The organism is Lewinella sp. IMCC34191 (assembly GCF_003390935.1).
In the GTDB taxonomy this organism is placed as follows: domain Bacteria; phylum Bacteroidota; class Bacteroidia; order Chitinophagales; family Saprospiraceae; genus Neolewinella.
Map to the genome: position 1 here is coordinate 115,096 of NZ_QNQZ01000002.1, position 23,279 is coordinate 138,374.

The following is a 23,279-nucleotide window of genomic DNA, read 5'->3' on the forward strand; positions in this document are numbered from 1 at the left end:
CAAGATTGGTATAAGCTGGGCATGACCGTCAATGCAAAGAAACACTACGGATGGCCGATTAGTGCAATACTTTAAGCATAAACACGCAAGCTGCCCACAGGTTGTCCCCCCCTGCCGGGCCGGCTTACCGGCGTACGCCTACCACCTCGTAATCGACGTCGGGGCCGGGGGGCGTGCCGAAGCGGGCGTTCACCGCGTAAAGGGTACTGCCCTTGCGCGTTACGGTCGTCGGTACCCGGAAGTTTTCATCGGTGATGATATCGGTGATCGTACCGCTGGTATAGTCCGGCGAGAGGGAGACTTCCGCAATCTGGTTGAAGGAGTTCTGAACGACGTAGAGTGACTTGCCGACGAGGAGTATCCCGTCGCCGTTTACGACCGTCTCTCCACCCAGATCGATCTGTTCGGCGGTTGCGGTAGCGGGATCGACCAAATACAAGGTACCCAGACTGCTATTAACCACGATGAGTTGTTTGCCGTCTGGCGTGACCTCGATGCCGTTGGCGTTGAATCCGCCGGGCACGAAATCGAATTCGCCACCGAGGGTCAGGGTTTCAGTTTCACCGGTCGGTTCGCCGCGGCGGGTCAGTTCGGCTACGTACAGATTAGGTGCGAAAGACTCAGTGAAGTAGGCTCCATCCTTCGTGATGGCCACATCGTTGACGAAGCTACCGCCGAAATCATAGGTCTGGACCACTTCCAGCGCCCGGGTATCCAGTACGTACGCGCCGCCCGTGGCACCACCGGCGACGTAGAGATACCTCGTAGCCGGATCGAAAGCCAGGCCCACGGCGATTCTATCTCCTTCGGGGGTAAAGATCACCTCACCCGTTCCGGTGCGGAAATCACCGCGGTAGATGGACCCGTCGGCCAGGGACCCCACGTAGAAATTGTTACCCGTCCCGGCCACGATACCTTCGGGCTGAAAACCGTCCGGTAGGGGTATCAGCTCCGGAAATGCCTTGCGGAATGCTACTTCCTGACCGCTCACGTCAACCGCCGATTCTTCCTGACAGGCGGTTAGGATAAAGGCGGATAGCAAAGCAAATAAGAGTAGTCTTCCGGTTGGCATGATCGAGTTTTACACTGACCAACGGGAAGATTAATCACATTGTTTAAACCCCTAGGTGGCCGCTTCGAAGCGTTCCAAAAGCCGGTCGGCGGCTTCCTCTATATCGGTATAGTGTTGCTGGGCGGCCCGCTGCTTGATGGCGATCAGGCCGGAATGATGGACCCGACGAAAGTCTCCGTACGGAAATCCGAAGCGCCCCTTGGTTTCCTTGCTTTCCTCGTCGTGAATGCCTAAATGCCATAGGGCGTAATCGTCCCATCCGTGCCGGTCGAGAAAATCGTTTTCCTCGTCGGTACCGGGCTGCGCTTCGCTCCAGTCGCTGTCCTTGACGTACTGGTTGGCGTCGATGAGGTCGCGGGCTTTTTTCTCCGCTTCTTTATTGAGTTTCATGATGTCGGTTTTGGGGTAAAAACCGATACGCTGCCCGGCGGGTTTGGCCGCTGCTATGAAGCTACAGGTGCCCGCCGCCCCGCTCGAAGGAGTAACGCGATCGGCGTACGGAGGGATAGAAGGTCAATCCGACATTGAGCCGGGCGGTGGTGAAGGTGTAACTGTCTTCGGGGACCCGGACGCCCAGCTCACTGTCGCGGACGTCGTACATATACGCTCCGCTTACGCGCAGGCGGGTATCGATAGCCACGCGTTCGCTCAGGAACAACAACAAGCCCGGGGCCAGTCCCACGCCGGCTCCGCGGGCGTCAGCCCCTGGAAATGGTTCGGTCATGACATACTGACCCATGATTTCCAAAAAGGCTTTTACCTGCGCTCCGCCGCCACCAAAATAGTAGCGCGTGCCGAGTTCGTACTCCGCGATTGCGTATTCCTCCGCGAAGACCGACTCCGGCTTTTCCATGACCTGGATGCGGGAAGTCCCCAGAAAAAAGGTGGAAGCCGGGCTGATCCCGATGCCAAGTCGAAAGTCGTAGCCGTAACCGAGAACGGCATCGGCTACCGCCGTCTCTTCGTATTTGATGCCCGAAGCGCTTCCGTTGAAGTTGACGAACAGGCCCTTGGTGTTCTGGGCGGAAAGCAGGCTGGCCACCAGCAGCGCGGGCAGAAATAAATAAAAGGATTTCATGTTGGTTGTATAGGTGCTTCCTATCCAACGCACGACCGGTCCGCCTAGGGTCCCTTTAACATTTTTACCCGGCGGGAATGGCCACCGAGGTTTCGGTTCCCGTCAGGGTGAACACGGTAGGCAGGGCATCGGCCAGGTAGGGGGAAAGGTCGAATTGGTAGGTTTCCTCCATGATGGCCTGGCAAGTCATTTCGTTCTCCCCTACCCCGTCGTCGAATACGAGCAGGGCATCAGTTTGGGTTGGGCTGCTCTCGGCTACGGCTCCGGAAGTGTGCAGTGCCACCCGCCAGGCTTGGCTGCTGCAGCCCGTTGCGGAAATGGTCACCGATAGGCACAAGCCGTCGACCTCGGCGTTCACCACCTGGTAGTCATCGGACGTAAGCCGGGGCATGGGGTCGCGCACCTGGATGAGGGCGCCGCAGTCAGACACGGTAGTTTCGGCGGGCGATTCCGTATCCGTATTGCAACCGGCCGAACGGACCAGCGCAACCAGCAAAAGAGAGAACACACTAATTTTCATGGGCTAAAACATGGTTACTTTTCCACCGAACGGGAAAGATGGCGGAATGCTTGATGGATGTCCCGAAGTTTTCCAATTGTACCGCCGTGATCACTGAATGCTGACCCGGACCTGACTGGCCCGCCCCGCACGGTAGTGGATCACCAAACGGTAGATACCGGCGGGAATACCCGTGACCGGGAACTCGCCGGCGTCACCCGATACGCTGCGCCGGCGCAGCGGACGCCCGGCCAGGTCGTATAAGGTGAGGGTCTCCATCGCTTCCGAAGCATGTATTCGCAACCGATCGTGGACGGGATTGGGAAAGACTGCTGCCGCGGGAGCGGGCGCCGGTTCCGCTAGCGCGGTGGAAGTTTTAGGCAAAACGGAGTTGATCCGCTTCCATATCTCATTGTTGAAGTCCGCGCCGACGTACTCCCCTCCCCCAACGAAGGGCTCCTCTCCTACGCGCACCCAAACCAGTCCGCGGCTTGGGGTAACGTTGATGAACTGCCCGTTGGCCCCGGCGGCGAAGTAGGTATCGGCCGGCGCATCGGGTAAGGCGGAGCCGTCGAAAACTTCCCGGGCGCCGTTGAGCATATAACTGTCTTGGCCATTGAGCCAGGTTAGCAGGCCATACGATTGGTTCAGCTCCTGGGAGGGCGTCGTCATACGGGTATAATAATCCGCGGGAATCACCTGGCGCCCGTCCCATGCCCCGCCGTTCAGCAGCAGGAGTCCGAAGCGCGCCATGGAGCGGGCGGTACTGACGTACACCCGGTTGTAGCGACCGAGCGGAACGTAGGCTCCGACCAGGCCGGTCGTTGCCCGAAAGTGATCCCGGATAAACCGGGTAGGCGTGTGACCGGTAGCCGCTTCCAGCACGTCGTGCAGGAGGGTGCAAGGAGCGTTATAATAGGCCCAGCGGGTGCCGGGCTCGGCCAGGCAGGAGAGACATTCGGGTTCGGTGCAAAAGAAATCGCCCTTGTCGTCCAAGCCCGTGGTCATGCGCAGATGGTCGAGTACCGTAATGGTGGCTTCCTCCTCCGCCGTGCAACTTGTCCATCCGTTTCCGAGGTACGTACGGGAGCTTTCGTTCAGATTGAGGTGCCCCTCCGCTTCCGCTATGCCGAATGCGGCGGAAAGCAGCGTCTTACCGGCACTGGCCCAGTAGTGCAGACTGTCCGGGCCAAAACCGTTCATATAGTGCTCGAGGACGATTTCACCGTCCTCGAGCAGCAGAAAAGCTTTGGAATTTGCCGCTTCCAGGTAGGTGTAGAGATGCTCGATGGCCGCGGCATCGTAGCCGAGCTCCGCGGCGGATCGTTCCTGCCATTCCTCTCCCGTGGTCTGTGGGAAGTAGCGTTGCTGAGCGGCTACACCGTGGGCCAGCAGCAAGAGACAGAGGGTCTTCAGCGCGAAGCGAATCATGTGCAACTAACGACGATTGCATGTCAAAACGTATTGTTTGCCTCGGCCATGTGCCTGGGGCCACTACCATCTTATTCAATCAGGAGCGTTGTGTCCAGGCCGATCAGGGTAAATTGGGTAGGCAATACACCGTCGTGGAGGTAGGGCTCCAGATCGAAGGCGAAATCCGCTTCGACCAGGGCCTCGCAGGTGACGTTACCCGCCGGCACCCCATCGTCGAAAATCAGGCGGGCCGACGTCTGGGTCGGTAGGCTTTCCTTCACCTCCCCCCGGGTCAGGAGGTCCATACGGAACTGAGTGGAGCTGCAGCCCGTAGCCTGGATACGGACCGACAGGCAACGATCGTCGACCCGAAGATCGAGCAGACCGTATGTGTCCGTTTCGATCTCGACCAGCGCGTCCACGATCTGGATGGGAGATCCGCAAGTGGGGCGATAGTCAAAGGAGTCGTCCTCATCGGTCGAGCACCCGCTGACCGCAGCCAGCGCAAGAAGAAGCAAGGGTAAAAGGCGCATACTCATCAAAGTTTATTGATAAGCAGGAAGACGCTAGCGCCGGCCCAGAACGTTTGTGATGGAAATCCTAAAGGCTATCTAAAATTCCACGTTGCCGCTGCCCGAAGTTCAGCGCTTCCATCAGCGTAGCGCTCATCACCTCTTCCAGGTTTCCGTAGGCCGCGGCGTAGTCTTCCTGGCTGCGGCGGACGACCTCCTGGGCCTCGGCCCGATTGTAGGTATGCGTGATCTCGCACTTCATATCGGTACCCGGAAGTTGCTTATAGGTTAGGAAGTAGTGGCGCAGGCGGTTGAGGATGGGTTGCGGAATGTCGTCGATATCATTCCAGCTACCGTATACTTCATCGTTGTCGAGTACGGCGATGATCTTATCGTCGGCCTCGCCACCGTCCAGCATGCGAAAGCCGCCAATGGGCTTCGCCTTCACGATGATGTTACCGTGGGTGACCTCGCGCTCGGTAAGCACGCAGATGTCGAGCGGGTCGTCATCGCCGTGGATATCCTTACGTTCGGTCTGTGCCATACAGTAATCGGCTACCCGCTCCTTGCAGTAGGTCTGGGGGATAAAGCCGTACATAGCCGGTACGATGTTAGAGAACTTCTGCGGACGGTCGATGATGAGGTAGCCTGACTTCTTATCTACTTCGTACTTCACGGTGTCCGAGGGAATGACCTCGATGAAGGCACTCACCACGTCCGGTGCGCGGCTACCGATATCGATCCCGTGCCAGGGATGGCTCTTGTAGCGCAGACCAATCAGTTTCCAAAGTTTATCGTAGGCTTCGTTGCCCATAGGGTTATTCTTTTGTAGGGAGTGTATAGCACAAAGGTACGCGCTAAAGGCGCATCGGGTTCTCTTGGTTTAGAACGCAACATCGAATTTCGTGTTGCAGATGACCTCCTTTACCTTTTTATATGGCGAGGGGGCCGGTCTTATATCCCGGGCTGCGGAATATAATTCGGCAAAGCACCCATCGGCGAGCAGTTTACCGGCCGCCACGGCATCGGGGTGCCGGAGAATTGCGTTTTCCGCGACGGCCAACGCGGTAGGTGAAATTAACGTTAAACTATTGGCCTCCGGTAACCGAGAGCACCCTACGTCGTCTTCTTCCTGAACCCTCGCTCCATGCGCGCCCTCCTTTCCCTGCTGTTCGTGTTGTTCGTCGTGGCCCTCCCAGCCCAGGCGGACACCCTGCTACAAGCCTACCACTGGCAGGAAGAAGGCACCGACCGCCGGCTTCTGCTCACCCCCGACGGTACCTTTCAGCTCGACTACGGGCCCGATGCCGCTAAGGCGCGCTACCTGATGGGCCGCTACCGGACGGATTCCACCGGCCGCGCCCTCACGCTATCCGTGGACTACTTCCTCGGCAAGTCGCGACTGCACCCACGCTACCGCGACGGGCAGGACTTTCACCTGGTTTACGACATCATCAAGGTCACTGAACACCGCCTCGTGCTGCTGGACGTGGCTACCGACGACCTGCAGGCCTTCCTGGCTTCTCCCCTGCTGAAGGAGGACGACCCGGCGCGGCGGCGGGTACCGAAACCTCAGATCAAGGACTGGGAACTGCCGGAGGGCTGGGGCGGGTAAGAGCGGGGACGGCTCACTTTCCGTCCTCCGTAAAGGGCCGCAAATGAAACAGCTGCCCGTTTTCCGCATCCGTCAGTACATATAGCGTACCGTCGGGAGCCTGAGCTACTTCCCGCACGCGACCACCGATGGGGATCCGCTCCAACTCCTCGGCCGTATCGCCGTCCACCGCTACGCGGATGATGCCGCCGGCGGTCAGTCCTCCGATCAGGGCATTGCCCTGCCAGGCTTCGTAGATAGCACCGGTGTAGAACACCATGCCCGAGGGGGAGATCGTCGGCGACCAGTGGATGGCCGCGTCCGTGAATTCCGGGCGGGTCGTCGGGTCGGGAATTTTGGTATTGTCGTAATTGTCGCCCCAGCTCACGACCGGCCAGCCGTAGTTCTTTCCGGCCATCACCTGGTTCAGTTCGTCGCCGCCCATCGGGCCCATTTCGGTGACCCAGAGGATACCGGTGGCGGGGTTGATGGCCGCCGCCTGGATGTTGCGGTGGCCGTAGGAGTAAATCTCGGGCTTGGAGTCACTGGCTTCAGCGAAGGGGTTATCGTCGGGGATCGTGCCGTCACGGTGTAAGCGGACGATGGTGCCGAGGTGATTGGTCAGGTCCTGGGCGGGGTCGAACTGGTAGCGTTCGCCCATGGTGAAGTAGAGCATGTCCTCGCCGGTGAATTCGATCCGTCCTCCGAAATGCTTGCCCCCCTTTAGTTTGTACTCCTGCACGAAGAGCGTTTCAAAGTCCTCGATCCGGTCGTCTACCCAGCGTCCACGACCGAAAGCGGTCGAGGCGAGCGAATCCTCCCCCATCTGCGCGTACGACAGGTAGATGTATCCATTGTCGGCGAAGTCGGGATCGAGCGCCACGTCCAGCAATCCACCCTGGTCGACATTATAGACCTCCGGGGTACCCTCAACGGGGGCCGACAGCGTGGAATCAGCGGCGACTATCCGCAAGCGTCCCGGCCGTTCGGTAACCAGCATCCGGCCGTCGGGTAAAAAGGCCAGGGCCCAGGGGTGCTCGAGGCTATCGACGATCGGGACGATTTTTATTGCGCCGGCCTCCGTCAGGGCCTGCCCCTTCTGGGCGGTCAGCGTATGGGTGACCAGCAAGCACACCGCGGTGAGCAAACAGGCTTTGGCGGCGGAGCGCAGGTATAAAGTGTTCATCGTGTTTGTTTGGTACCTTAAGTTCATCCGGCATTTTCAGTTCACCGATTCGCTGCCTTTCACATAACCGGTCGCCAGTCTTAGGGCGGGAAGTGACATTCGGCCAAAGTTCCTTACTTAGCGGAATGATTGAGCGGAGTTGGTCGTTCCTGTGCTGTTTCCTGTTTGGCAACCTGCTGTTCTCCCAGCGCTCCGTCGCCATAACGATCGACGATGTCCCGAATACCCGGCTCTTTGCCCGGGACGGATACCACTCCCGCCTGCTGGACAGCCTGGACGCGCTAGCCATCCCCGTGGCCGTCTTCATCAACGAGGGCCTGATCTACCGCACCGATTCGGTGACCGCCAACTTCGGGTTGCTGCGCGACTGGGCCGTCCGCGACTCCGTGACGCTCGGCAACCACGGCTTTCAGCACGCCCGCTACTCCGCCACCGGCTTCGATGGCTACGTCCGGGAGGTACGCCGGGGCGAGGCGATCACCCGAGAGCTGGCCGCGGTCTACGGTAAGGAGCTCCGGTACTTCCGCTTTCCCTATAACGACCTCGGGGCGGACTCCCTGCAGCACCGGCAAATCGCGGACTTTCTCGCGGACGAAGGCTACGCCATCGCCCCGTTCACCGTCGAGAGTTCCGACTGGATGTACGATGCCGTGTACGAGGAGCTCCTGGCGCGCGGAGAACCCGCGGCGGCCCGGGAGATCGGCCGGGCCTACGTGGAGAAAACGCTGGCGTACTTCGCCTACTTCGAGGGTCTGGCCCACAAGGATTACGGACGGCCGATCCGGCATATCTACCTCTGCCACGACAACCGCCTGAACGCCGACTTCCTGCCCCGGATCGTCCGGGAGCTCAGGGCCCGGAATTACCGCTGTATTAGCCTACCGGATGCCCTGGCTGACCCGGTGTACGACCGCTCGGATCGCTACTACCAGAAATGGGGAGTTTCCTGGGTCTACCGCTGGATGACGGATCCGGAAGCCCGCGGGCAGCGGATGCGCGGCGAACCTTCTACGCAGGATATCCTCGAACGCTACGAACGCCTTGCGGGCGAATAGGCCTACACCGTCGGCGTATCCAGTTCCGCCAGGGAAGCCTCGATTTCGGCGCTGGTGAGTTCGTGCGACTGGATCTTACCGGCGAAGTAGTCCTCGTAGGCTTTCATGTCGAAATTGCCATGTCCGCAGAGGTTGATGAGGATGACCTCGCTCTTGCCCTCGCGTTTGCAGCGTTCCGCTTCGTTGATGGCGGTCGCGATACCGTGGGTAGCCTCCGGGGCGGGGATGATGCCCTCCGCCCGCGCGAACGTGATGCCGGCCTGGAAGACTTCCAGGTTGTCGTGGGATACGGCCTCGATCAAGTTGTCCTTCAGGAGCTGACTGACCACGACCCCGGCGCCGTGGTAGCGCAGCCCACCGGCGTGGATAGGGGCGGGTACGAAGTTGTGGCCCAGGGTGTACATCGGCAGCAACGGGGTCATCCCCACGGTGTCGCCGAAGTCATAGCGAAATTGGCCGCGGGTCAGCTTCGGGCAGCTTGCCGGTTCGCTGGCGACGCAGCGGATCTTCTTTCCCTCGGTCATATTTAACCGCAGGAAAGGAAAGGCGATACCCGCGAAGTTGGAACCTCCACCGAAGGGGGCGATGACGACGTCGGGTAGCTCTCCCGCTTTCTCCATCTGTAGCAGCGACTCCTGGCCGATGATGGTCTGGTGGAGCAGTACGTGGTTGAGTACGCTGCCCAGGGCGTACTTCGTATCGGGGTCGGTGGCCGCCCGCTCCACGGCTTCGCTGATGGCGATGCCGAGGGAGCCGGTCGTATTCGGATCCTTGGCCAACACCTTGCGGCCCGCTTCCGTCCGATCGGAGGGGGACGGATACACCTTGGCGCCCCACGTATTCATCATCACCTTCCGGTAGGGTTTGTGCTCGTAGCTGAGCCGGACCATGTATACCTCACACTCTAGGTTGAAGTGCTGGCAGGCGAAGCTCAGGGCGGAGCCCCACTGTCCGGCACCGGTCTCGGTGGTGATGCGCTTCACGCCGGCCTGCTTATTGTAGTAGGCCTGCGCGACGGCGGTATTGGGCTTGTGGGAGCCGCTGGGGCTTACCCCTTCGTACTTGTAGTAGATGCGTGCCGGCGTATCCAGCGCCTTTTCCAGTCCGTGGGCCCGGTACATCGGCGTTGGTCGCCATAGCGAGTAAATGTTGCGGACTTCGTCGGGAATGTCGATCCAGCGCTCGGTGCTCACTTCCTGCTTAATCAGCTCCTCGGGAAAGAGCGGGGCGAGGGCATCGGGGCCGATCGGTTCGCGGGTACCCGGGTGCAGGGGCGGCAGCGGCTTATTGGGCATGTCGGCCACGATGTTGTACCACTTGTCGGGGATCTCGGATTCGGAGAGCGTGATTTTGCGTTGTTGCACGGTAGATTATTTTCTTGTCGCGACCAAGAATACAAAAAACCGCAAATGTTTCCTGTTGATAATCCATCCCGCCCCGAAACGGAAAAGCATGTTGGAGGCGTATATGTGCATATCGCTCGATCCTCCGATCCGATGCCGAACGGGGAAATCAGCCGAGATCCCTTACCTGATGAGCGCTAACGTACCGCTTAGTGTTTTTACCGTGCCATCCAGGAACTCCACTTCAGCCACCCATAGGTACATGCCCGGAGGAGCGGGCCTGCCTTCCAGCTCGCCGTTCCAGCCGTGGTCCGCGGCGGTCGCAGCAGGAAAGTCGCGGGCGACAAACTGCAGCCCCCCCCACCGATCGTAGATCGACATTTGACGGACGATTCTCAGAGACTTACCGGAATACAGGATTACTTCGTCGTTGTATCCGTCACGGTTAGGAGAAAAGGCAGTGGGTACGTAAACATTGTAAACCGGGATTACGGTTACCCGCGTCGAATCACTGGCCAAGCAACCGCCGGGAGCAATCGCCGTAATACGATAGGTGGTTGACGCCAGCGGTTGTACGGTAATCCGCGCACAGGTTGCGCAATTACCGAAATCCACCGGAGACCACCGGTACTGGCTACCCACTTGATCGGGAACGGAAAGGATTATTTGTTCTCCAAGCATCACCCGAGCATTATCGGGGAAAATGGAGACGGAAGGCCGTACGGGAGCAGTTATTTCAAGCAACGTGTCGACGGGGCATCCGTTGGCGTCTTTCGCCACGAGGCGATACGTTCCGGTTGCCAAAGCGGAATAATGCTGCGCGGATACGACGGTGCTATCATGAAACAAGGTGAAGGTGGAGGCGCCCGTACCCCCGCTTATCTCCGGGGGGAATACCTGGCCGGTTCCGGACCGCTCGCACGCCTCATTAACCGTAGTCACGGATAACCTAAGGGGCGGTGGGGGCGTCAGTACCGCGGCAGTGGTTGCCGTACACCCGTTTCCGTCCGTAACGGTGACCGTGTAGGCACCGGCAGACAAATTGGAGGCAGTAGGTCCGCTGTCGTTCGTACCGGACCAGGCGAACGTGAAGGGAGGGCTACCGCCGGAGACGGTAAGCGAAATCCGCCCGTCCTGACTATCATGGCAGGAGATATCCCTTCCGTGGTAGTCCCGTAGGACCGGGAGCAGCCCGATCGGCGACGGTCGTTCTATTTCCGTTGTAAAATAGACCGCGCGACCGAGCGTGTCCCTGACTTCGATAGAATAGGTGCCCGCGGGGAGCTCGGCAAGGACGACCGCCCCGCGGGAAAAAATTCTTCCCTTCCCGGAAGGGCCACCGCCCAGGCGGTGAAAATTGTATCGATAGGGCGGACTGCCGGAAGTTAGATGGAAGCGGATGCTCCCGTCCATTTCCGGATAGCAGCTAACGTCCGTAGCGACCAAAGCTCCCTGTAACAAACAGCCCTCCAAGGCCAGTTGCACCACGACGGTGCTGTCGCAGCCGATACTATTAGCTAGCGGGAAGGCATAGGTCCCGGCCTCCGAAATAGAATGCTCTAAAAAACGTAGCGTATCGCCCTCACAAATGGTTACCTCCAACACCGTCGTATCGGGAGTACGGTTCGTTAATTGAATATGGACAAGACTGTCGCAGCCGAACCGATCGAACAGGGAGAGGGAATAGTTACCCGGCCTACACAGCGTAGTATCCGACGTGATGTAGCACTCCCCCGGGCAAAGAGAGGCGTCGATATATGTGGACTGCGGCGGGCGTACCGTGATCCGGTAGCAGGTCGTTGGCGCCTTACTGCAGCTGTTATTTCCTCCTATACAGATTTCATATTCGCCGGGCTGATCGTAAGCTACCGTAGCGAAGGCGGACCCGGATATGGTATCTCCGTTAAGCGTATAGATGTAATCCGTGGCTGGTTCCGGATTGATTATGGCGTAATCGACAATCTCCCCCAGGCAGGGATCGTAGATATTATCCAACATAAATCCGGTAAGCTGGGGTACTTCCGTAGACCCCTCCAGCACTTCTATGAGGTAGACACAGTTCACACCCGTCCCGGAGCCGATTTCAAAGTAATAGACCTTTCCGACCGTGAGGTTGCCGGCACTGAATTCTTTTTCGGAGCCGGGGTCGATCCACTGCGGGCTGCTTGGCCCCGATTCGGTGTCACACTCGGTAAGCGGTTGTAGGACGGATCCAAATACCGTATCCGTACAAGTTCCCTCGTCCGCGTATATGACGAAACTGGTTGGGTTCGACGTGCCGTTGTTGGATTCCGGACAACTTTGGATAGATACCCGCACCCTCAACGATGAGGACATAGCGACGAAGGCATAAGTATCTCCGATACCCGATGTGCAGCCCGATATTCCTTCGCTAAAACTATTGTCTTTATTGACGGTCGACGTAAATCCGTTAATATCGCAAAGCAAACAGGCATCGGTGCACAGTGACGCCGACGGAGCTCCATCCAGACAGACGACCTGCCCTACTGCGTTTACCCAGCTGAAACAACAAATTATTGCCAACAGAAATTTCATATTCCCTGGGCTGAATGAATAGAGGCATCCGGCAGCGTTGCGCACCGGATGCCCCTGGATCAAGCGAATATAAGTTGCGATCACCTTGGGTCAAAGCAAGAAATCGACGCCGCCTATCGGTTAATTGGTGAAAAATAGGGAGGTGAGAAAAGGCTATTTGCCCTCGTGGTCGTCGGCCGCCCCACCGGATTAAAAATGGTGCGGAAACTACAGGGAGTTCCGCCGGTATTCTGGCTTGCCCCCTGGCTGCTTGAGCTATCGAAGGCGCAGCCACGGTTGCCGAGATTGGTCATACCGAGACACCAGATTATGGGCGTAAATAATGTATTCGTTCCCGGTGGATGGCAGCAGCGGCGGCTACCTTTTTGGCATTGGTGGAAGGCGGCAGTGGCGTACCGGACGTACGGGCCACGATATTATACTACTCGTTGGAATCTCGAATTCGAAGAGGGTGTACATGTCTTACGGCGCCGGGAGGGGGATTATTCGGGAAGACCGAGCATACAGCATCCTGCCAAACCCCGCCCAAAAAAGAAAAGCCTCTCCCCCAATCGGGGGGAGAGGCGTAGCGGAACACGGCCGATTTGACCTTTTCCGCGCATTACAATTCACTCACTAATTCTTATTCTTCTTTTTCGTATCCTTTTTCTTGCTGGTCGCACCGCCGCGGGCACCCCGACGTCCGCCACCACCGGCGGGAGCGGCACCGCCGCCACCGTCGTCATCGCCGCCGCCCATCAGGTCATCGTTGGTTACGGAGCGGGTCTTGCGCTGCGTGCGTTCGGCTTCCAGTTCACCGAATTTGTAGCTGAAGGTGACCTTCACGTTCCGGTTGAGCAGGACGTCCTCCCGTATCTGCGTGAAGTTGGGTGTTTCCAGTTCGCTGCGGATGGTCCAACCCCGGCCGGCGAAGTTTTCGGCGGAGAGACCGATCGTACCGCGGCCCTCGTTGAATTCCTTGCTGACCCCCAGGGCGTAGAGACCGAAGCCTCCGCGGAAGCCCTGCAGTTGCACGTTACGGCCCCGCATGAAGGTAAAGGCTTGGGCGCTCCAGCCGTTATTCATCTTCAGCTGACTCATCAGTCGGCCGCCGTAGTTGAAGCCGGAGTTGGTTTGGGTAACGGATATGCCGTCCACTCCCGTGACCTGTCCTTCCAGCTGGGCGTAGTCGACGTCAAACCCGCCGTTGACGGTCCACCGGTTGGTGAGGTAGAGGTTGATGAAGACGTTGACACCGATAGCCTGTTCCCTACCGATGTTTTCATAGGTGGTCAACAGGACGCCGTCGAGGCTGTCGATCGGCGTGCGGACCTCGTTGATGGCATTGTCCGTGTTCCGGCCGAAGAGCGACAGGTTGAGGTAGGTCTTGCCGATCATGTTGCTGTAGCCCAGCTCGAAGTTGTCGGTTAGCTCGGGGCTCAGCAGCGGGTTACCGACCTCGATGTTCTGGGTATTCTGCAGGTTGACGTTGGGGTTCAGCTGACGCAGCCAGGGACGTTGGATGCGACGGCTATAGCCGGCCTTAACGGTCGTGGTTTCGCCCAGTCGCTTCGAGAAGTTGACGCTCGGTACGAGGTTGTTGTAGTCGGGTATTTCGATGGCCTCGTTGTTCTGGGTAGCCTCGATCATGGTCTGCTCGTAGCGCAGGCCGGCCTTAATGGTCATGTCACCGGGCAGGCTCAGGGTGTAGGCACCGTAGGCGGCGGCGATGTCCTGGCTATAGTCCAGCGTACCGGCCGGATTGAAGGGGTCGCGAGTGAAAGCACCCGTACCCTCGGAGCTGAGGTAGCTGAAGTCGCTGTTCACCTGCCGCAGGATACCCTTGGCACCTGCTTCGATGATCTGGGTTTCGCCGATGGGGTGTACGTAGTCCGTCTGGAGGGTGATCTCCTGGTTGTTGTTGTCGTTCAGGTTCTGCAGGCGGCTCAGGACCGTTTCCTGCGCATCCAGGTTGCTGGACGTAAAATTGCTGTTCTCGTCCGTGGTACTGTACAGGGTAGAGATGCTCAGTTCGCGACCGGGCTTGATGACGTACAGGTAATCGAGGTTCATGTCGATGCTGTTACCCCCGCTTTCGCTCTGGATATCGCGCAGGAAGGTAGAGATCGGGGTTTCGTCGGCGTAGACGCTGGTGGTTTGCAGCTGATCGCGGTCGAAGTTCCGGATGCCGAAACGGACGCCGCCGGAGAGAAACATATTCTCGGTGAGGTCGTAATCCAGGCCGAGGTTGTAGCGACCGAAGAGGCCGTTGTCGTTGCCTTCACCGTACTGTTCGCTGCGGCTGTCGGCAAATTGCTGGAGCATGGAGCTCTCCGATTTGTTGTAGAAGGCCCGGCCGAACCCGCCCAGGGTCACCCCGAATTTACCCCGGCGGTAGCTGCCGTTGAGTCCGAGGTTAGAGCCCCGGATGCCGACGCCGGTATCCACGTTCAGGAAGTAGCCGGAGAGGTTATTCTTCTTGGTGATGATGTTGATGATACCGCCCGATCCTTCGGCGTCGTACTTCGCCGAGGGGCTGGTAATGACCTCCACGCTCTTGATCTGGTCGGCGGGAATCATCTTCATGGCATCGGCCACGCTGCTGGCAATGATGGTCGAGGGCTTGTTATTGATCAGCACCCGGATGTTCTGGTTGCCGCGCACGCTGACGTTTCCGTCCAGGTCGACCTGGAGAAGCGGTACCCGGCGCAGGACGTCGCTGGCGTCTCCACCCTTACTCAGTTGATCCTGTTCGGCGTTGTAGACCAGGCGGTCGACCTTCTCCTCGATCAGCGAACGCTGCCCGGTGACGGTGACCTCTTCCAGCAGTTCGGCGGAAGCTCCTAGGGTAACGGTGCCCAGCGCGGTGGCTTTCCCACCGTCCACGACCACGTCCGCTACGGAAACCTTTTCGTAGCCCAGAAAGGTAATATCTACCCGGTAGGTACCGTCCGCGACGTCGGTTACCGTGAACTGACCGTTTTCATCACTAAGGGTTCCGTTCACGAGTTCCTCGGCGGCGTTATACAGACTGACGGTGGCATACCCCACCGGCGTGTTGTCCATACCATCGACGATTGTACCGGTAATGGACCCGGCGGAGGGATCATTCGCAAGGGCGTCCGTATAAAGGCCCGTTGCTTCCGTTCGCCCAGCCAGACCTTCGGCCCGGAGTAAGGACGCCGGAAGCAACAGGGCGACACACATCACAAACAAGGAATTAATATAGATTTTCATTGGGGGGGGTTATGCACGCAAAGGAAGGGTGTACCTACACGCGGTATGGGACGATTCGACAATCCGGCATTTTGGCTCTACGATTTTGGGGTGTACCTGGTACTGGTGCGGCCGGACTCGATGATTGGGTGTTTTGGGTCTATGGTTTGCCCCGGCACAGCCGTGGGTCGCTGCGAGGGATCCCGCACCCTCGCAGGTCGCCTACTCCGTACGGCCACACTCCGAGGTGCTACGCTTGTCCAGGAAAGGGAAAAATTTCAGGACCTCGGAGCGTGCTTGCACCTCCGAGTGTCCGGGGCGGGGAGCACTCACGGTTTATCCCGCACCCTCGCAGGTCGCCTACTCCGTACGGCCACACTCCGAGGTGCTACGCTTGCCCAGGAAGGGGAAAAATTCCAGGACCTCGGAGCGTGCTTGCACGGCCGAGTGTCCGGGGCGGGGAGCACTTACGGTTTATCCCGCACCCTCGCAGGTCGCCTACTCCGTACGGCCACACTCCGAGGTGCTACGCTTGTCCAGGAAGGAGAAATTTCAGGACCTCGGAGCGTGCTTGCCCCTCCGAGTGTCCGGGGCGGGGAGCACTCACGGTTTATCCTACACCCTCCCAGGTCGCCTACTCCGTACGGCCACACTCCGAGGTGCTACGCTTGTCCACGAAGGGGAAAAATTCCAGGACCTCGGAGCGTGCTTGCACCTCCGAGTGTCCGGGGCGACCTTACTGGCGCACCCACTCCGCCACCCCCGGCCGCAAAATGCCCGATAATTCCGCATACGGCAGGTCCAGCGCGATCTCCCCGGAGGCATAGGGGCCGATGGCGTAGGGGTCGTACAGGAAGCGGACCCCGTCGGGCAAGGGGGCCACGTTGCGGGTGACGGGTATGGAATCTCCGAAAATCCGCTCCGGATCTTCCATGGCCTTGGCCATCAGCAACTCACGCAGCCTATCCTCCACGCCGGCGGGGAAGAAGTCGTCGTAAGTCAGCAGGGCGGGCGGCTCCACGGAGAAGGGCAGCAGGGTCGTGAAATGCATGCCGTGTGCGCCCCCGGTATACTCATAGTACAGGTGAGCCAGTACGATCAGGCTATCGCCGCGGAACAGCACTTCGGTGCGTTCATCCTGTTCGCGGCTGAAACTCTGGGGTGCTTCCTGCAACCACTCTTCCTGGATATCCTGCTCGGTGTAATCGGCAAAGAGGGGATTGACGTACGCTCGCACGGCCGTATCCAGGGGGAGGTTATCCGAAGCCACGAAGCCGAAGAGCCGCGCGCTGAGGGTATCGTTGATGACCCGGCGCAGTGCTTCCGATCCCCCCTGCGCCCGCAGGGTTTGCAAGTGGTAAGTAAAGAACGGGCCGTGATCGCGTAGCGCCGTGCTGTCATCGTAGCGGTAGTCCTCGAAGCTTAAGGGGTCCGTGGGGGGGACGGCTACGGGAAAGGAATCGGTGTCGGAGGTGATGTCCGCATCGTTGCTACAGGCGGCCAGCAGTAGCAGGAGACAGCAGGATATTAGGTGACGCATACTCTATCAATTGGGCGCAAGTTAGCCCATCACGGATTGGGCAGCACCGTGATCGAATGCACCCGGTCCAAATAGATGATGCCGTCGAAGGCACGGCCCACGTCTTCCACCCGGATCGATTCGCCGTAGTACTGCGCACCGGCACCGGACATGATACGTAGCGGCGCGTTCAGGTAAGCGGCCAGAGAGGTATCGAGCCGGGCCCGCCGGAGGTTCAGAAAGGTGTAGGGCGCACCCCCCGCGGCCAGACAGGCGGTGAAGGTGTCCGGATCGAGTTCAAAGTCCACGATTTGCCACGACCATCCCTCGTTTTTGGGGGCCAGCGCCCGGAAGGAGCCGTTGCCGAAGTCGGTCGCCAGGTTATAGTAGGCTTTCCCCATTCGTTTGCGCAGCTGGTGTCCGGCTACGTCCACCTGCCCGTTGCTGACCCAGTCGCCGGCGTGGGCGTTGTGGGCCCAGTATAACAGCCGGACGTCTTTGGAACCGTCGTGCAGGGGTCGAAGCACGTTTTCCGCCATGTAGAGATCCCGCAGGTCACTTTTATGCCGCTCCTTCGGCTGGTTGATCGTAAGCACGAACTGGCCGATCACCTCCGCGTGGTGCAGCATCCGTTCGTAGGTTTCCCGTGACCCGGCCCGTTCGAGTTCTTCCCCGTGGAGGATCAGGTAGTCCTGGATGGCCCGGTAATTGTCGAACAGGGCCGTTCTTTCCTCGGGGCTGAAGCTGTTCCAGATATGCTTGTCGTACGGGGCTACCCCCACTTCGTGCCCCAGTTCGGCAAAGTAGTCCCGCAGCAGTTGGGCATCGGCCTGCACGAACTGCATTTCGCTGCCGTACAGGTGAATACGCGCCTGCGGATGCTCCCGGTTGTACTCTCGCATCCACTCCAGCAGCTTAACGAACTCCTCGGTCCGGTAGCGCCAGCTGCTGTTGACCTCCTCGAGGAGGAAGTCGCGGTCGTCCCGCTTCCCCTGCACGTAATCGTCGAGGTAGACCCCCTCCCCCACCATGGTTTCCAGTACGATGCCCGTGAATCCGTGGCGCTCGACCAGGTACTTCAGCAGCTCCTGCGCCAGCAGGGTGAACTCCGCCGTGCCGTGGGTATCCTCCCCGTAGCCCACGATATTGACGCTATCGAGTTGATTATCCAGGAAAGTAAACTGCGCGGCCTCGATGGCCGAAAAGTTCGTCGTGTAGTTACCCAATTGAGGAGGACACTGGGCGGCGGTGCGCAGGTAAAATGCCAGTCCAAAAAAAGGTATCAGCCAAAGTTTCCGCATACCCAAAGATAGCCCCGGCGTAACGCTCCCCGAAGGGACCGTATAAATAGTAAAACCATTTATGGCCCGCTTCCTCACCTTGCTTGCCCTGCTCTACTTCACGCCGTCCCTGTTTGCCCAGCGGGCGGAAGTATTCGCGCTGGAAATCGGTCGGGCCAAATACGCCTCTTTCTCCAAGATCGGCACGCATCTGTTCATTTGGGTCGATACGCCCGAAACGATGGTCGCCCTGGATCCGGCCTCCCCGATAACGCTACAGGCGGCACCGTCGAATATCGACCTGATTGCCGTCGCCGAGCAGCGGAAGCGCGACTACGACGAGGAAACCAACCGCCTGGCTTTACAGGGAAGGATGCGCTTCGATACGCGGATGCAGAAAGCCGTCACGTATTCCTCCTCCCCGGCCCGGGACACCAGCGGCTTCACCTTTGAAATCGATCTCGTCAGCCCACCTCCTGCCGGTACGCGGACACTGCATCTGGGCGGTACCCTAACGTATACCGTCGCCACCACCGATACCGTCAGCCTGACCTTTCCCGTAGAAAATCTTTACACCACGGCCGAAGACAGGCAGCCCGTCACGGTCGAGAACGTATCGGTCCACTTTGCCCGTACCGGCGCTACCTATTACGGCGACCAGCAGGAATACCGGGTATCCCTTGCCGACCACGACCCGGTAGCCTTCGTCATAAACGGCGAGGAACAGCCGGGACTGACCGTCCCCGAAGCAACCGCCCGCGAACCGATCGAACTCACCATCAAGGCGGTGAAGACCGAAACCCGGCAACTTCCCCTGGACCTGGAAGTAACCCTCGGCCTGTAATCGGGTACGGCAGCGACCGGATTGGCGGTAAGCTGCTATCTTCAGCGGGCCTACACCTGATCCCCCACATGCCCAACCCCCACCCGAACGATAAACCCAGCGACCACCTGGCAGGACTTAGTCCCCGGCAGGTCCACCAGTTGGTCCACCGGTTCGCGGAGCCCGGAAGCGTGGTGCGCATCAATCCGCAGGCCGACGTATCCCGTAACCGCCTACCCCTGGTGTGGTTGGTGCGCAACTTACTCGACCGGCTCGCCGAGAAAGAGATTCCCCTTACGCAAAAAGGCAATCTGCCGGGTCAACTGGTCAAATCCTGGTACGCCGACGGCCTGCTGCCCGACGACGCCATTGAAAACGGAATTACCAAGCTCACGGGGGAGGACGACTACGCACCCGCCCAGGTGGCCAAGCACCTGCCCCTCCTCCTCGGCTGGACGAAAAAGCGCCACAACAAGCTGAGCCTGACGGTGCGTGGAAATAAAGCCCGTAAGCTTGCGGATCACCTCTTCTTCGAAGACATCTTCTGCTGCCACCTCAGAAAATTCAATCTGGGATGGTCCGACGGATACAATGAGTCCCATACGCTGCAGCAGTCCTTCGGCTTCCTGGCCTACCTGCTGCTCACCTTCGGTGCGGAAAATCGGTTGTCCTCGTTTTACTGCGATGCCATGCAACGCGCATTCCCCCGCCTGGAGACCGAATTTCCCGGCGACCAGCTACACCGGGCGTTTACCATTCGCTTGCTGGAGAGATTTCTGGCTTACCACGGACTGGTGGAAAGGGGCGACGCGGATAATTATTACGGAAAACCCTACCCGGTACGTCCCACCCCAGCCTTCTATGAGCTCTTTCGATTGACCCCGTCACCCCCGCCCAACGCAGTCGAGGGAGACGATAGCTTCGAACGGCAGTTGCGCACCGCTCTCTTCGACGCCGAAATGGGGAGCCAGTCCTATACCTCCGAGGATTTACCCCTGGAAATGCTGGAAGGATTTCAGGAGCAGATCCGCCTATTTGAAGAACGGGAGGCGGCCGGTGACGCCGTACCCCTCCGCATATTACTCGGGGATCTGCCCATCGTGCCCCCGCGTGATATACCTGACGAAGCGACCTTTCGCCGGGAAATTGCCCGGGTTACGGAGGCACTGGCGGAACGGGGCATCTGGTTACCCCCCGAAGAGGCCGACGAGTTGTCCGACCGCGCGTATTACGCCTACCTGCACGACCAGCTGCTTGACTACCCCGTCGTCCCTCCGCCGGACGGATCCACGCGAATCATTTCCAAATCCGATGTTCTGCTCGTCCAGTTCGATCCGATCGAGGCACTCACCGAGCGGTTCCTGCTATCCATGTTCCGGCTGGGGGATCCCTTTCCCGCAGACATCCTTGCGGATACCATGCGGCTGAACGATCGCGTGGTTCCCCGCGAGCGTGGGCTACAGCACATCGTGAATTGGCGGAAGCGGTGGAAGGAGATCGTGGGTTTGGCCTTCGATGTCATCGACGGACCGGAACTGGACACCCCGTCCGATCAGCAGACCATCCAGTTCTTCCTACTCGGCTACCAGGCCATAAACGCCGGCTCCGGCGAGCGGGAAACCTTCGAGGGCGGCGGCGTGGTGGAGTGCATCCTGGAGCGGGAGGAATGGCGGATCACCGGTGCCCAGTTTCCCGGCTTCGTTCTTTAGTCGCCACCAATTTGACAATCGAGTGGAAGGGGCCGCTCCTACCTTCGTGGTACGCAATGCCTGCCGGATTAGGGGAACAGCGTCTCGTTGATCAAAGGCCCGGTCTTTCTTTACGGTGTCTTTACCTGCGCTCCGCCGCCATTAACTCAGTTCGCGATAGCGGGCCTTCACGAGTACGAAGGCACCGTAGAGGAAAAGCCCGAGCGAGATAATGGCCAGAAAAATGCTCCCCGCTCCCTGACTGATCAGCTGGAGCACTCCGCCCAGCCCCTGGTACTGGCTGGCATCCTGGGCCAGGATGACCTTGACCAGAAAGTAAGTCACCACCAGGTAGACAATGACGCGGGAACCGTATCCGAGTTTACCCATCCAACGGTAGGTCTCGCGTTCCTCCTTTTTCATTTCATCCGTCTTCAGGTCGTCCATGAAGGTTTCGTTGACGGCACGGTCGTACTGCCGGTAGGCGGCGTATAAAGCTGCCAGCGCCAGGATACCTACGGCCACGATGCCGAAGGGTTGCTGCATCAACTCCACCAGCAGGGTTTGTTTGTTCCCTTCCGTTCCACCACCGATAACCAGAGTAAGGGTATACGTACCCAGCAAACCGTACATGGTGCCGCTCATGGCGTAGCTCGTCCGGTGCATGATGCCCTCCCGGTCCGTCCCCTCATTGGCCTCGTCGGTCAGGGCTTTGTACCACCGCCAGGCGCAGTAGGAAAAGAGGCCGAGGGCCAGGATAACCAGGATGACGTTACCGAAGGGCTTATCCTGCAGGTAGCGGACGATCTTCTGCGGACCCTCGGGGCCGCCGCTGGCCTGACCGATGACCGTGGCCAGCGCCAGACCGCCAACCATCAGGTAAACGCTTCCCTTGGCCAGATGCCCCCAAAAGTAGAGCTGGTGTTGCCAGTCAGTAGTCGCGATCTTCGTCATAGTGCAGGTGAGTTACCTTTACCAATACGTAAAGCACCTCCGGGGGTTCGTTAGGCGCGCCGCCCCCGGCCCTACTCAATCTTCCGCGTTCAGTTGTTGGATCAGGTCACCCGCCCGTTCGCTGTTTCTTCCCTGCTGCGTCCGGGCCAACTCCAGCTGCCGGAGGGCGGCGGAGCGATTTTGCATTTGCAGTTCGGCCAGGCCGAGGTAGTAGTGGATATCGGCCTCATCGTAGGGATAATTGCCGGTGTCGAGCAGGGTGTTCAGTAGGTCGCGGGCGTCCCGGGGACGGCCGATGGCCAGGGCGGAAACCCCGGCGTACAGCAGGTTTACGCTGTCTAATTCCCCCGTGGCTACCCCGTCACGCAGTAAGGGGTAGGCCCGTTCGTACTCCTGCAGGTCGTAGGCGGACAACCCGTCGCGGGCATCGTCTTCCGGCCCCAGCAGGGCTTCTTCCCGGGGCAGCCAGACGAAATTCTCTTCCGCCAAGCGGACATCCGGATCGGGACCATCCAGTAAGTACCAACCCGCCACCAGCAGGAGCAGGACGGCGGCGGCAACGGCTAGCACGCGCGGCCAGAGTTGACGCTCCCGGGCTACGGTGACGGGGGGCAGCGAGGCTTCCAGCTCACGCAATTCCGCTCGCAGCCCGTCGCGCATGGCGAGCTCTTCAGGAGTGGATCGCAGGCCGTGGCGGTGGATGGCCTCATAGCGGGCGGCGGCGGCGGCAAGCTCCGGATCGCTCCGCAGTTCCTCCCGCAGACCGGCGGCTTCTTCGGCGGACAGTTCCCCGTCGTAATAGGCGTCGATCTTCTCCAGGATTTCAGCCGGTAATTGGTTGTCGGAATTCATGGTTGTTTACTTGGCGGGGTCGTTGGCGTAAAGCGCACGCAGGCGAACCATGCATTTTGCTTTATTGGTTTTGGCCGAGGCCGCGTTTTTGTAACCCAATAGCTCGGATATGGTCTTCCAGTCCAGGTCCAGAAAATAAAAATGGACAAGGAGCTGTCGGCAGCGATTACCCAGTTCCCGCATCTTTCGGTGCAACTCCCGCCGGACCGCTTCGCCTTCCTCGTGAGGGAGGGGCGTTACGAGGGCTTCCGGCAGTTGACCCGGTTCCAGGTATATCTCGCGGTTAGTCCGTAGCAGTCTGCGGTACAGATTTTTCGACACGGCATTGAGGTAGGTATCCAGGCGAGCGGAAAGCTCAATCAACCTACCGGAACGAACGTTTTGTACCAGAATAATTAGGGCTTCAGTGAAAAGTTCCGTGGCCACCTCCTGCCGGTTAGGGTGGTCACGGTTGATAATACGCCCGACGAGAAACCGTATACAGGGCTCGCGATACTGTTGGTAAACCGCTTTGAGAGCAGCTTCCCGGTCGTCGGTTCGCAAGGCTGCAAGTAGCGCCTCATCGGACATGCTTCGTATATTGATGGGGTATGGAGAAGAAAGTAACCCTCGCAAAGTAGGAAATCTACGTCGTAGTATCAATCGCCCTCTTTACGGCTG

Annotated in this window: 20 protein-coding genes; 4 read left to right on the plus strand and 16 right to left on the minus strand. The window is 59.2% G+C overall.

The window, feature by feature from the left end:
- Nucleotides 1-124 precede the first annotated feature (124 nt).
- From DRW39_RS05060 to DRW39_RS05090, 7 genes are all read right to left on the minus strand, one after another.
- Entirely contained in the window at nucleotides 125-1,072 is a 948-nt protein-coding gene (locus DRW39_RS05060; protein WP_116105926.1) for an SMP-30/gluconolactonase/LRE family protein, read from the minus strand.
- Nucleotides 1,073-1,123: 51 nt separating this feature from the next.
- Nucleotides 1,124-1,462 carry a hypothetical protein gene (locus DRW39_RS05065; protein ID WP_116105927.1) on the minus strand — a complete coding sequence of 113 codons (339 nt, stop codon included), beginning with the start codon at nucleotides 1,460-1,462 and terminating at the stop codon, nucleotides 1,124-1,126.
- 61 nt (nucleotides 1,463-1,523) lie between these two features.
- Entirely contained in the window at nucleotides 1,524-2,150 is a 627-nt protein-coding gene (locus DRW39_RS05070) for a hypothetical protein (protein WP_116105928.1), read from the minus strand.
- Between the two features lie 64 nt (nucleotides 2,151-2,214).
- On the minus strand, nucleotides 2,215-2,670 hold the full coding sequence (locus tag DRW39_RS05075) for a hypothetical protein (RefSeq protein WP_157975937.1): 456 nt from the start codon (nucleotides 2,668-2,670) through the stop codon (nucleotides 2,215-2,217).
- Nucleotides 2,671-2,760: 90 nt separating this feature from the next.
- On the minus strand, nucleotides 2,761-4,080 hold the full coding sequence (locus tag DRW39_RS05080; RefSeq protein WP_116105930.1) for a serine hydrolase domain-containing protein: 1,320 nt from the start codon (nucleotides 4,078-4,080) through the stop codon (nucleotides 2,761-2,763).
- A gap of 71 nt (nucleotides 4,081-4,151) precedes the next feature.
- Nucleotides 4,152-4,595, minus strand: coding sequence for a hypothetical protein (locus DRW39_RS05085; protein ID WP_116105931.1), 444 nt, complete (start codon nucleotides 4,593-4,595; stop codon nucleotides 4,152-4,154).
- Nucleotides 4,596-4,662: 67 nt separating this feature from the next.
- Complete coding sequence (locus tag DRW39_RS05090) at nucleotides 4,663-5,388, minus strand: inorganic pyrophosphatase (protein WP_116105932.1); 726 nt, start codon at nucleotides 5,386-5,388, stop codon at nucleotides 4,663-4,665.
- Nucleotides 5,389-5,721: 333 nt separating this feature from the next.
- On the opposite strand from DRW39_RS05090, the gene DRW39_RS05100 reads away from it, so the two are divergent.
- Nucleotides 5,722-6,189, plus strand: a complete 468-nt coding sequence (locus DRW39_RS05100) for a hypothetical protein (protein WP_116105934.1) — start codon at nucleotides 5,722-5,724, stop codon at nucleotides 6,187-6,189.
- Between the two features lie 13 nt (nucleotides 6,190-6,202).
- On the opposite strand, the gene DRW39_RS05105 is transcribed toward DRW39_RS05100, so the two are convergent.
- Nucleotides 6,203-7,354, minus strand: coding sequence for a PQQ-dependent sugar dehydrogenase (locus tag DRW39_RS05105; protein WP_116105935.1), 1,152 nt, complete (start codon nucleotides 7,352-7,354; stop codon nucleotides 6,203-6,205).
- A 125-nt stretch (nucleotides 7,355-7,479) separates the two neighbouring features.
- On the opposite strand from DRW39_RS05105, the gene DRW39_RS05110 reads away from it, so the two are divergent.
- Nucleotides 7,480-8,409 (plus strand): polysaccharide deacetylase family protein, encoded by a 930-nt coding sequence (locus DRW39_RS05110; protein WP_116105936.1) that lies wholly within the window; start codon nucleotides 7,480-7,482, stop codon nucleotides 8,407-8,409.
- A gap of 2 nt (nucleotides 8,410-8,411) precedes the next feature.
- Here the strand turns inward: DRW39_RS05110 and DRW39_RS05115 are convergent, their stop codons facing one another.
- The 5 genes from DRW39_RS05115 to DRW39_RS05135 all read right to left on the minus strand — a co-directional run bounded on the left by DRW39_RS05115 (nucleotide 8,412) and on the right by DRW39_RS05135 (nucleotide 18,323).
- Nucleotides 8,412-9,773: a TrpB-like pyridoxal phosphate-dependent enzyme gene (locus DRW39_RS05115; RefSeq protein ID WP_116105937.1), complete on the minus strand. Its 1,362-nt coding sequence runs from the start codon at nucleotides 9,771-9,773 to the stop codon at nucleotides 8,412-8,414.
- Between the two features lie 162 nt (nucleotides 9,774-9,935).
- Nucleotides 9,936-12,089 (minus strand): gliding motility-associated C-terminal domain-containing protein, encoded by a 2,154-nt coding sequence (locus DRW39_RS05120; protein WP_198664794.1) that lies wholly within the window; start codon nucleotides 12,087-12,089, stop codon nucleotides 9,936-9,938.
- A gap of 834 nt (nucleotides 12,090-12,923) precedes the next feature.
- A complete protein-coding gene (locus DRW39_RS05125; protein WP_116105939.1) occupies nucleotides 12,924-15,524 on the minus strand; it encodes a TonB-dependent receptor domain-containing protein in 2,601 nt (866 codons plus the stop codon).
- Nucleotides 15,525-16,239: 715 nt separating this feature from the next.
- On the minus strand, nucleotides 16,240-17,043 hold the full coding sequence (locus tag DRW39_RS05130; RefSeq protein ID WP_116105940.1) for a DUF3298 and DUF4163 domain-containing protein: 804 nt from the start codon (nucleotides 17,041-17,043) through the stop codon (nucleotides 16,240-16,242).
- 29 nt (nucleotides 17,044-17,072) lie between these two features.
- Entirely contained in the window at nucleotides 17,073-18,323 is a 1,251-nt protein-coding gene (locus DRW39_RS05135; RefSeq protein WP_116105941.1) for an erythromycin esterase family protein, read from the minus strand.
- 61 nt (nucleotides 18,324-18,384) lie between these two features.
- Here DRW39_RS05135 and DRW39_RS05140 point away from each other — a divergent pair, with 61 nt between their 5' ends.
- Both DRW39_RS05140 and DRW39_RS05145 read left to right on the plus strand, forming a co-directional pair.
- Nucleotides 18,385-19,146, plus strand: coding sequence for a hypothetical protein (locus DRW39_RS05140; RefSeq protein ID WP_116105942.1), 762 nt, complete (start codon nucleotides 18,385-18,387; stop codon nucleotides 19,144-19,146).
- A 68-nt stretch (nucleotides 19,147-19,214) separates the two neighbouring features.
- Complete coding sequence (locus tag DRW39_RS05145) at nucleotides 19,215-20,834, plus strand: hypothetical protein (protein ID WP_116105943.1); 1,620 nt, start codon at nucleotides 19,215-19,217, stop codon at nucleotides 20,832-20,834.
- Between the two features lie 141 nt (nucleotides 20,835-20,975).
- Here DRW39_RS05145 and DRW39_RS05150 read toward each other — a convergent pair whose 3' ends face one another.
- The 3 genes from DRW39_RS05150 to DRW39_RS05160 all read right to left on the minus strand — a co-directional run bounded on the left by DRW39_RS05150 (nucleotide 20,976) and on the right by DRW39_RS05160 (nucleotide 23,189).
- Entirely contained in the window at nucleotides 20,976-21,767 is a 792-nt protein-coding gene (locus DRW39_RS05150; RefSeq protein WP_116105944.1) for a DUF1206 domain-containing protein, read from the minus strand.
- Between the two features lie 75 nt (nucleotides 21,768-21,842).
- Nucleotides 21,843-22,619, minus strand: coding sequence for a hypothetical protein (locus DRW39_RS05155; RefSeq protein WP_116105945.1), 777 nt, complete (start codon nucleotides 22,617-22,619; stop codon nucleotides 21,843-21,845).
- A gap of 6 nt (nucleotides 22,620-22,625) precedes the next feature.
- Nucleotides 22,626-23,189: an RNA polymerase sigma factor gene (locus DRW39_RS05160; RefSeq protein ID WP_116105946.1), complete on the minus strand. Its 564-nt coding sequence runs from the start codon at nucleotides 23,187-23,189 to the stop codon at nucleotides 22,626-22,628.
- Nucleotides 23,190-23,279 lie beyond the last annotated feature (90 nt).

What these genes read in the sequence shown, in the direction of transcription:
- DRW39_RS05085 (WP_116105931.1), bottom strand. Translation starts at nt 4,595, where the DNA reads ATGCGCCTTTTACCCTTGCTTCTTCTTGCGCTGGCTGCGGTCAGCGGG.
- DRW39_RS05105 (WP_116105935.1), bottom strand. Translation starts at nt 7,354, where the DNA reads ATGAACACTTTATACCTGCGCTCCGCCGCCAAAGCCTGTTTGCTCACC.
- DRW39_RS05135 (WP_116105941.1), bottom strand. Translation starts at nt 18,323, where the DNA reads ATGCGGAAACTTTGGCTGATACCTTTTTTTGGACTGGCATTTTACCTG.
- DRW39_RS05080 (WP_116105930.1), bottom strand. Translation starts at nt 4,080, where the DNA reads ATGATTCGCTTCGCGCTGAAGACCCTCTGTCTCTTGCTGCTGGCCCAC.
- DRW39_RS05060 (WP_116105926.1), bottom strand. Translation starts at nt 1,072, where the DNA reads ATGCCAACCGGAAGACTACTCTTATTTGCTTTGCTATCCGCCTTTATC.
- DRW39_RS05130 (WP_116105940.1), bottom strand. Translation starts at nt 17,043, where the DNA reads ATGCGTCACCTAATATCCTGCTGTCTCCTGCTACTGCTGGCCGCCTGT.
- DRW39_RS05140 (WP_116105942.1), top strand. Translation starts at nt 18,385, where the DNA reads ATGGCCCGCTTCCTCACCTTGCTTGCCCTGCTCTACTTCACGCCGTCC.
- DRW39_RS05065 (WP_116105927.1), bottom strand. Translation starts at nt 1,462, where the DNA reads ATGAAACTCAATAAAGAAGCGGAGAAAAAAGCCCGCGACCTCATCGAC.
- DRW39_RS05150 (WP_116105944.1), bottom strand. Translation starts at nt 21,767, where the DNA reads ATGACGAAGATCGCGACTACTGACTGGCAACACCAGCTCTACTTTTGG.
- DRW39_RS05090 (WP_116105932.1), bottom strand. Translation starts at nt 5,388, where the DNA reads ATGGGCAACGAAGCCTACGATAAACTTTGGAAACTGATTGGTCTGCGC.
- DRW39_RS05070 (WP_116105928.1), bottom strand. Translation starts at nt 2,150, where the DNA reads ATGAAATCCTTTTATTTATTTCTGCCCGCGCTGCTGGTGGCCAGCCTG.
- DRW39_RS05120 (WP_198664794.1), bottom strand. Translation starts at nt 12,089, where the DNA reads ATGTCCTCATCGTTGAGGGTGCGGGTATCTATCCAAAGTTGTCCGGAA.
- DRW39_RS05145 (WP_116105943.1), top strand. Translation starts at nt 19,215, where the DNA reads ATGCCCAACCCCCACCCGAACGATAAACCCAGCGACCACCTGGCAGGA.
- DRW39_RS05100 (WP_116105934.1), top strand. Translation starts at nt 5,722, where the DNA reads ATGCGCGCCCTCCTTTCCCTGCTGTTCGTGTTGTTCGTCGTGGCCCTC.
- DRW39_RS05160 (WP_116105946.1), bottom strand. Translation starts at nt 23,189, where the DNA reads ATGTCCGATGAGGCGCTACTTGCAGCCTTGCGAACCGACGACCGGGAA.
- DRW39_RS05125 (WP_116105939.1), bottom strand. Translation starts at nt 15,524, where the DNA reads ATGAAAATCTATATTAATTCCTTGTTTGTGATGTGTGTCGCCCTGTTG.
- DRW39_RS05075 (WP_157975937.1), bottom strand. Translation starts at nt 2,670, where the DNA reads ATGAAAATTAGTGTGTTCTCTCTTTTGCTGGTTGCGCTGGTCCGTTCG.
- DRW39_RS05110 (WP_116105936.1), top strand. Translation starts at nt 7,480, where the DNA reads ATGATTGAGCGGAGTTGGTCGTTCCTGTGCTGTTTCCTGTTTGGCAAC.
- DRW39_RS05155 (WP_116105945.1), bottom strand. Translation starts at nt 22,619, where the DNA reads ATGAATTCCGACAACCAATTACCGGCTGAAATCCTGGAGAAGATCGAC.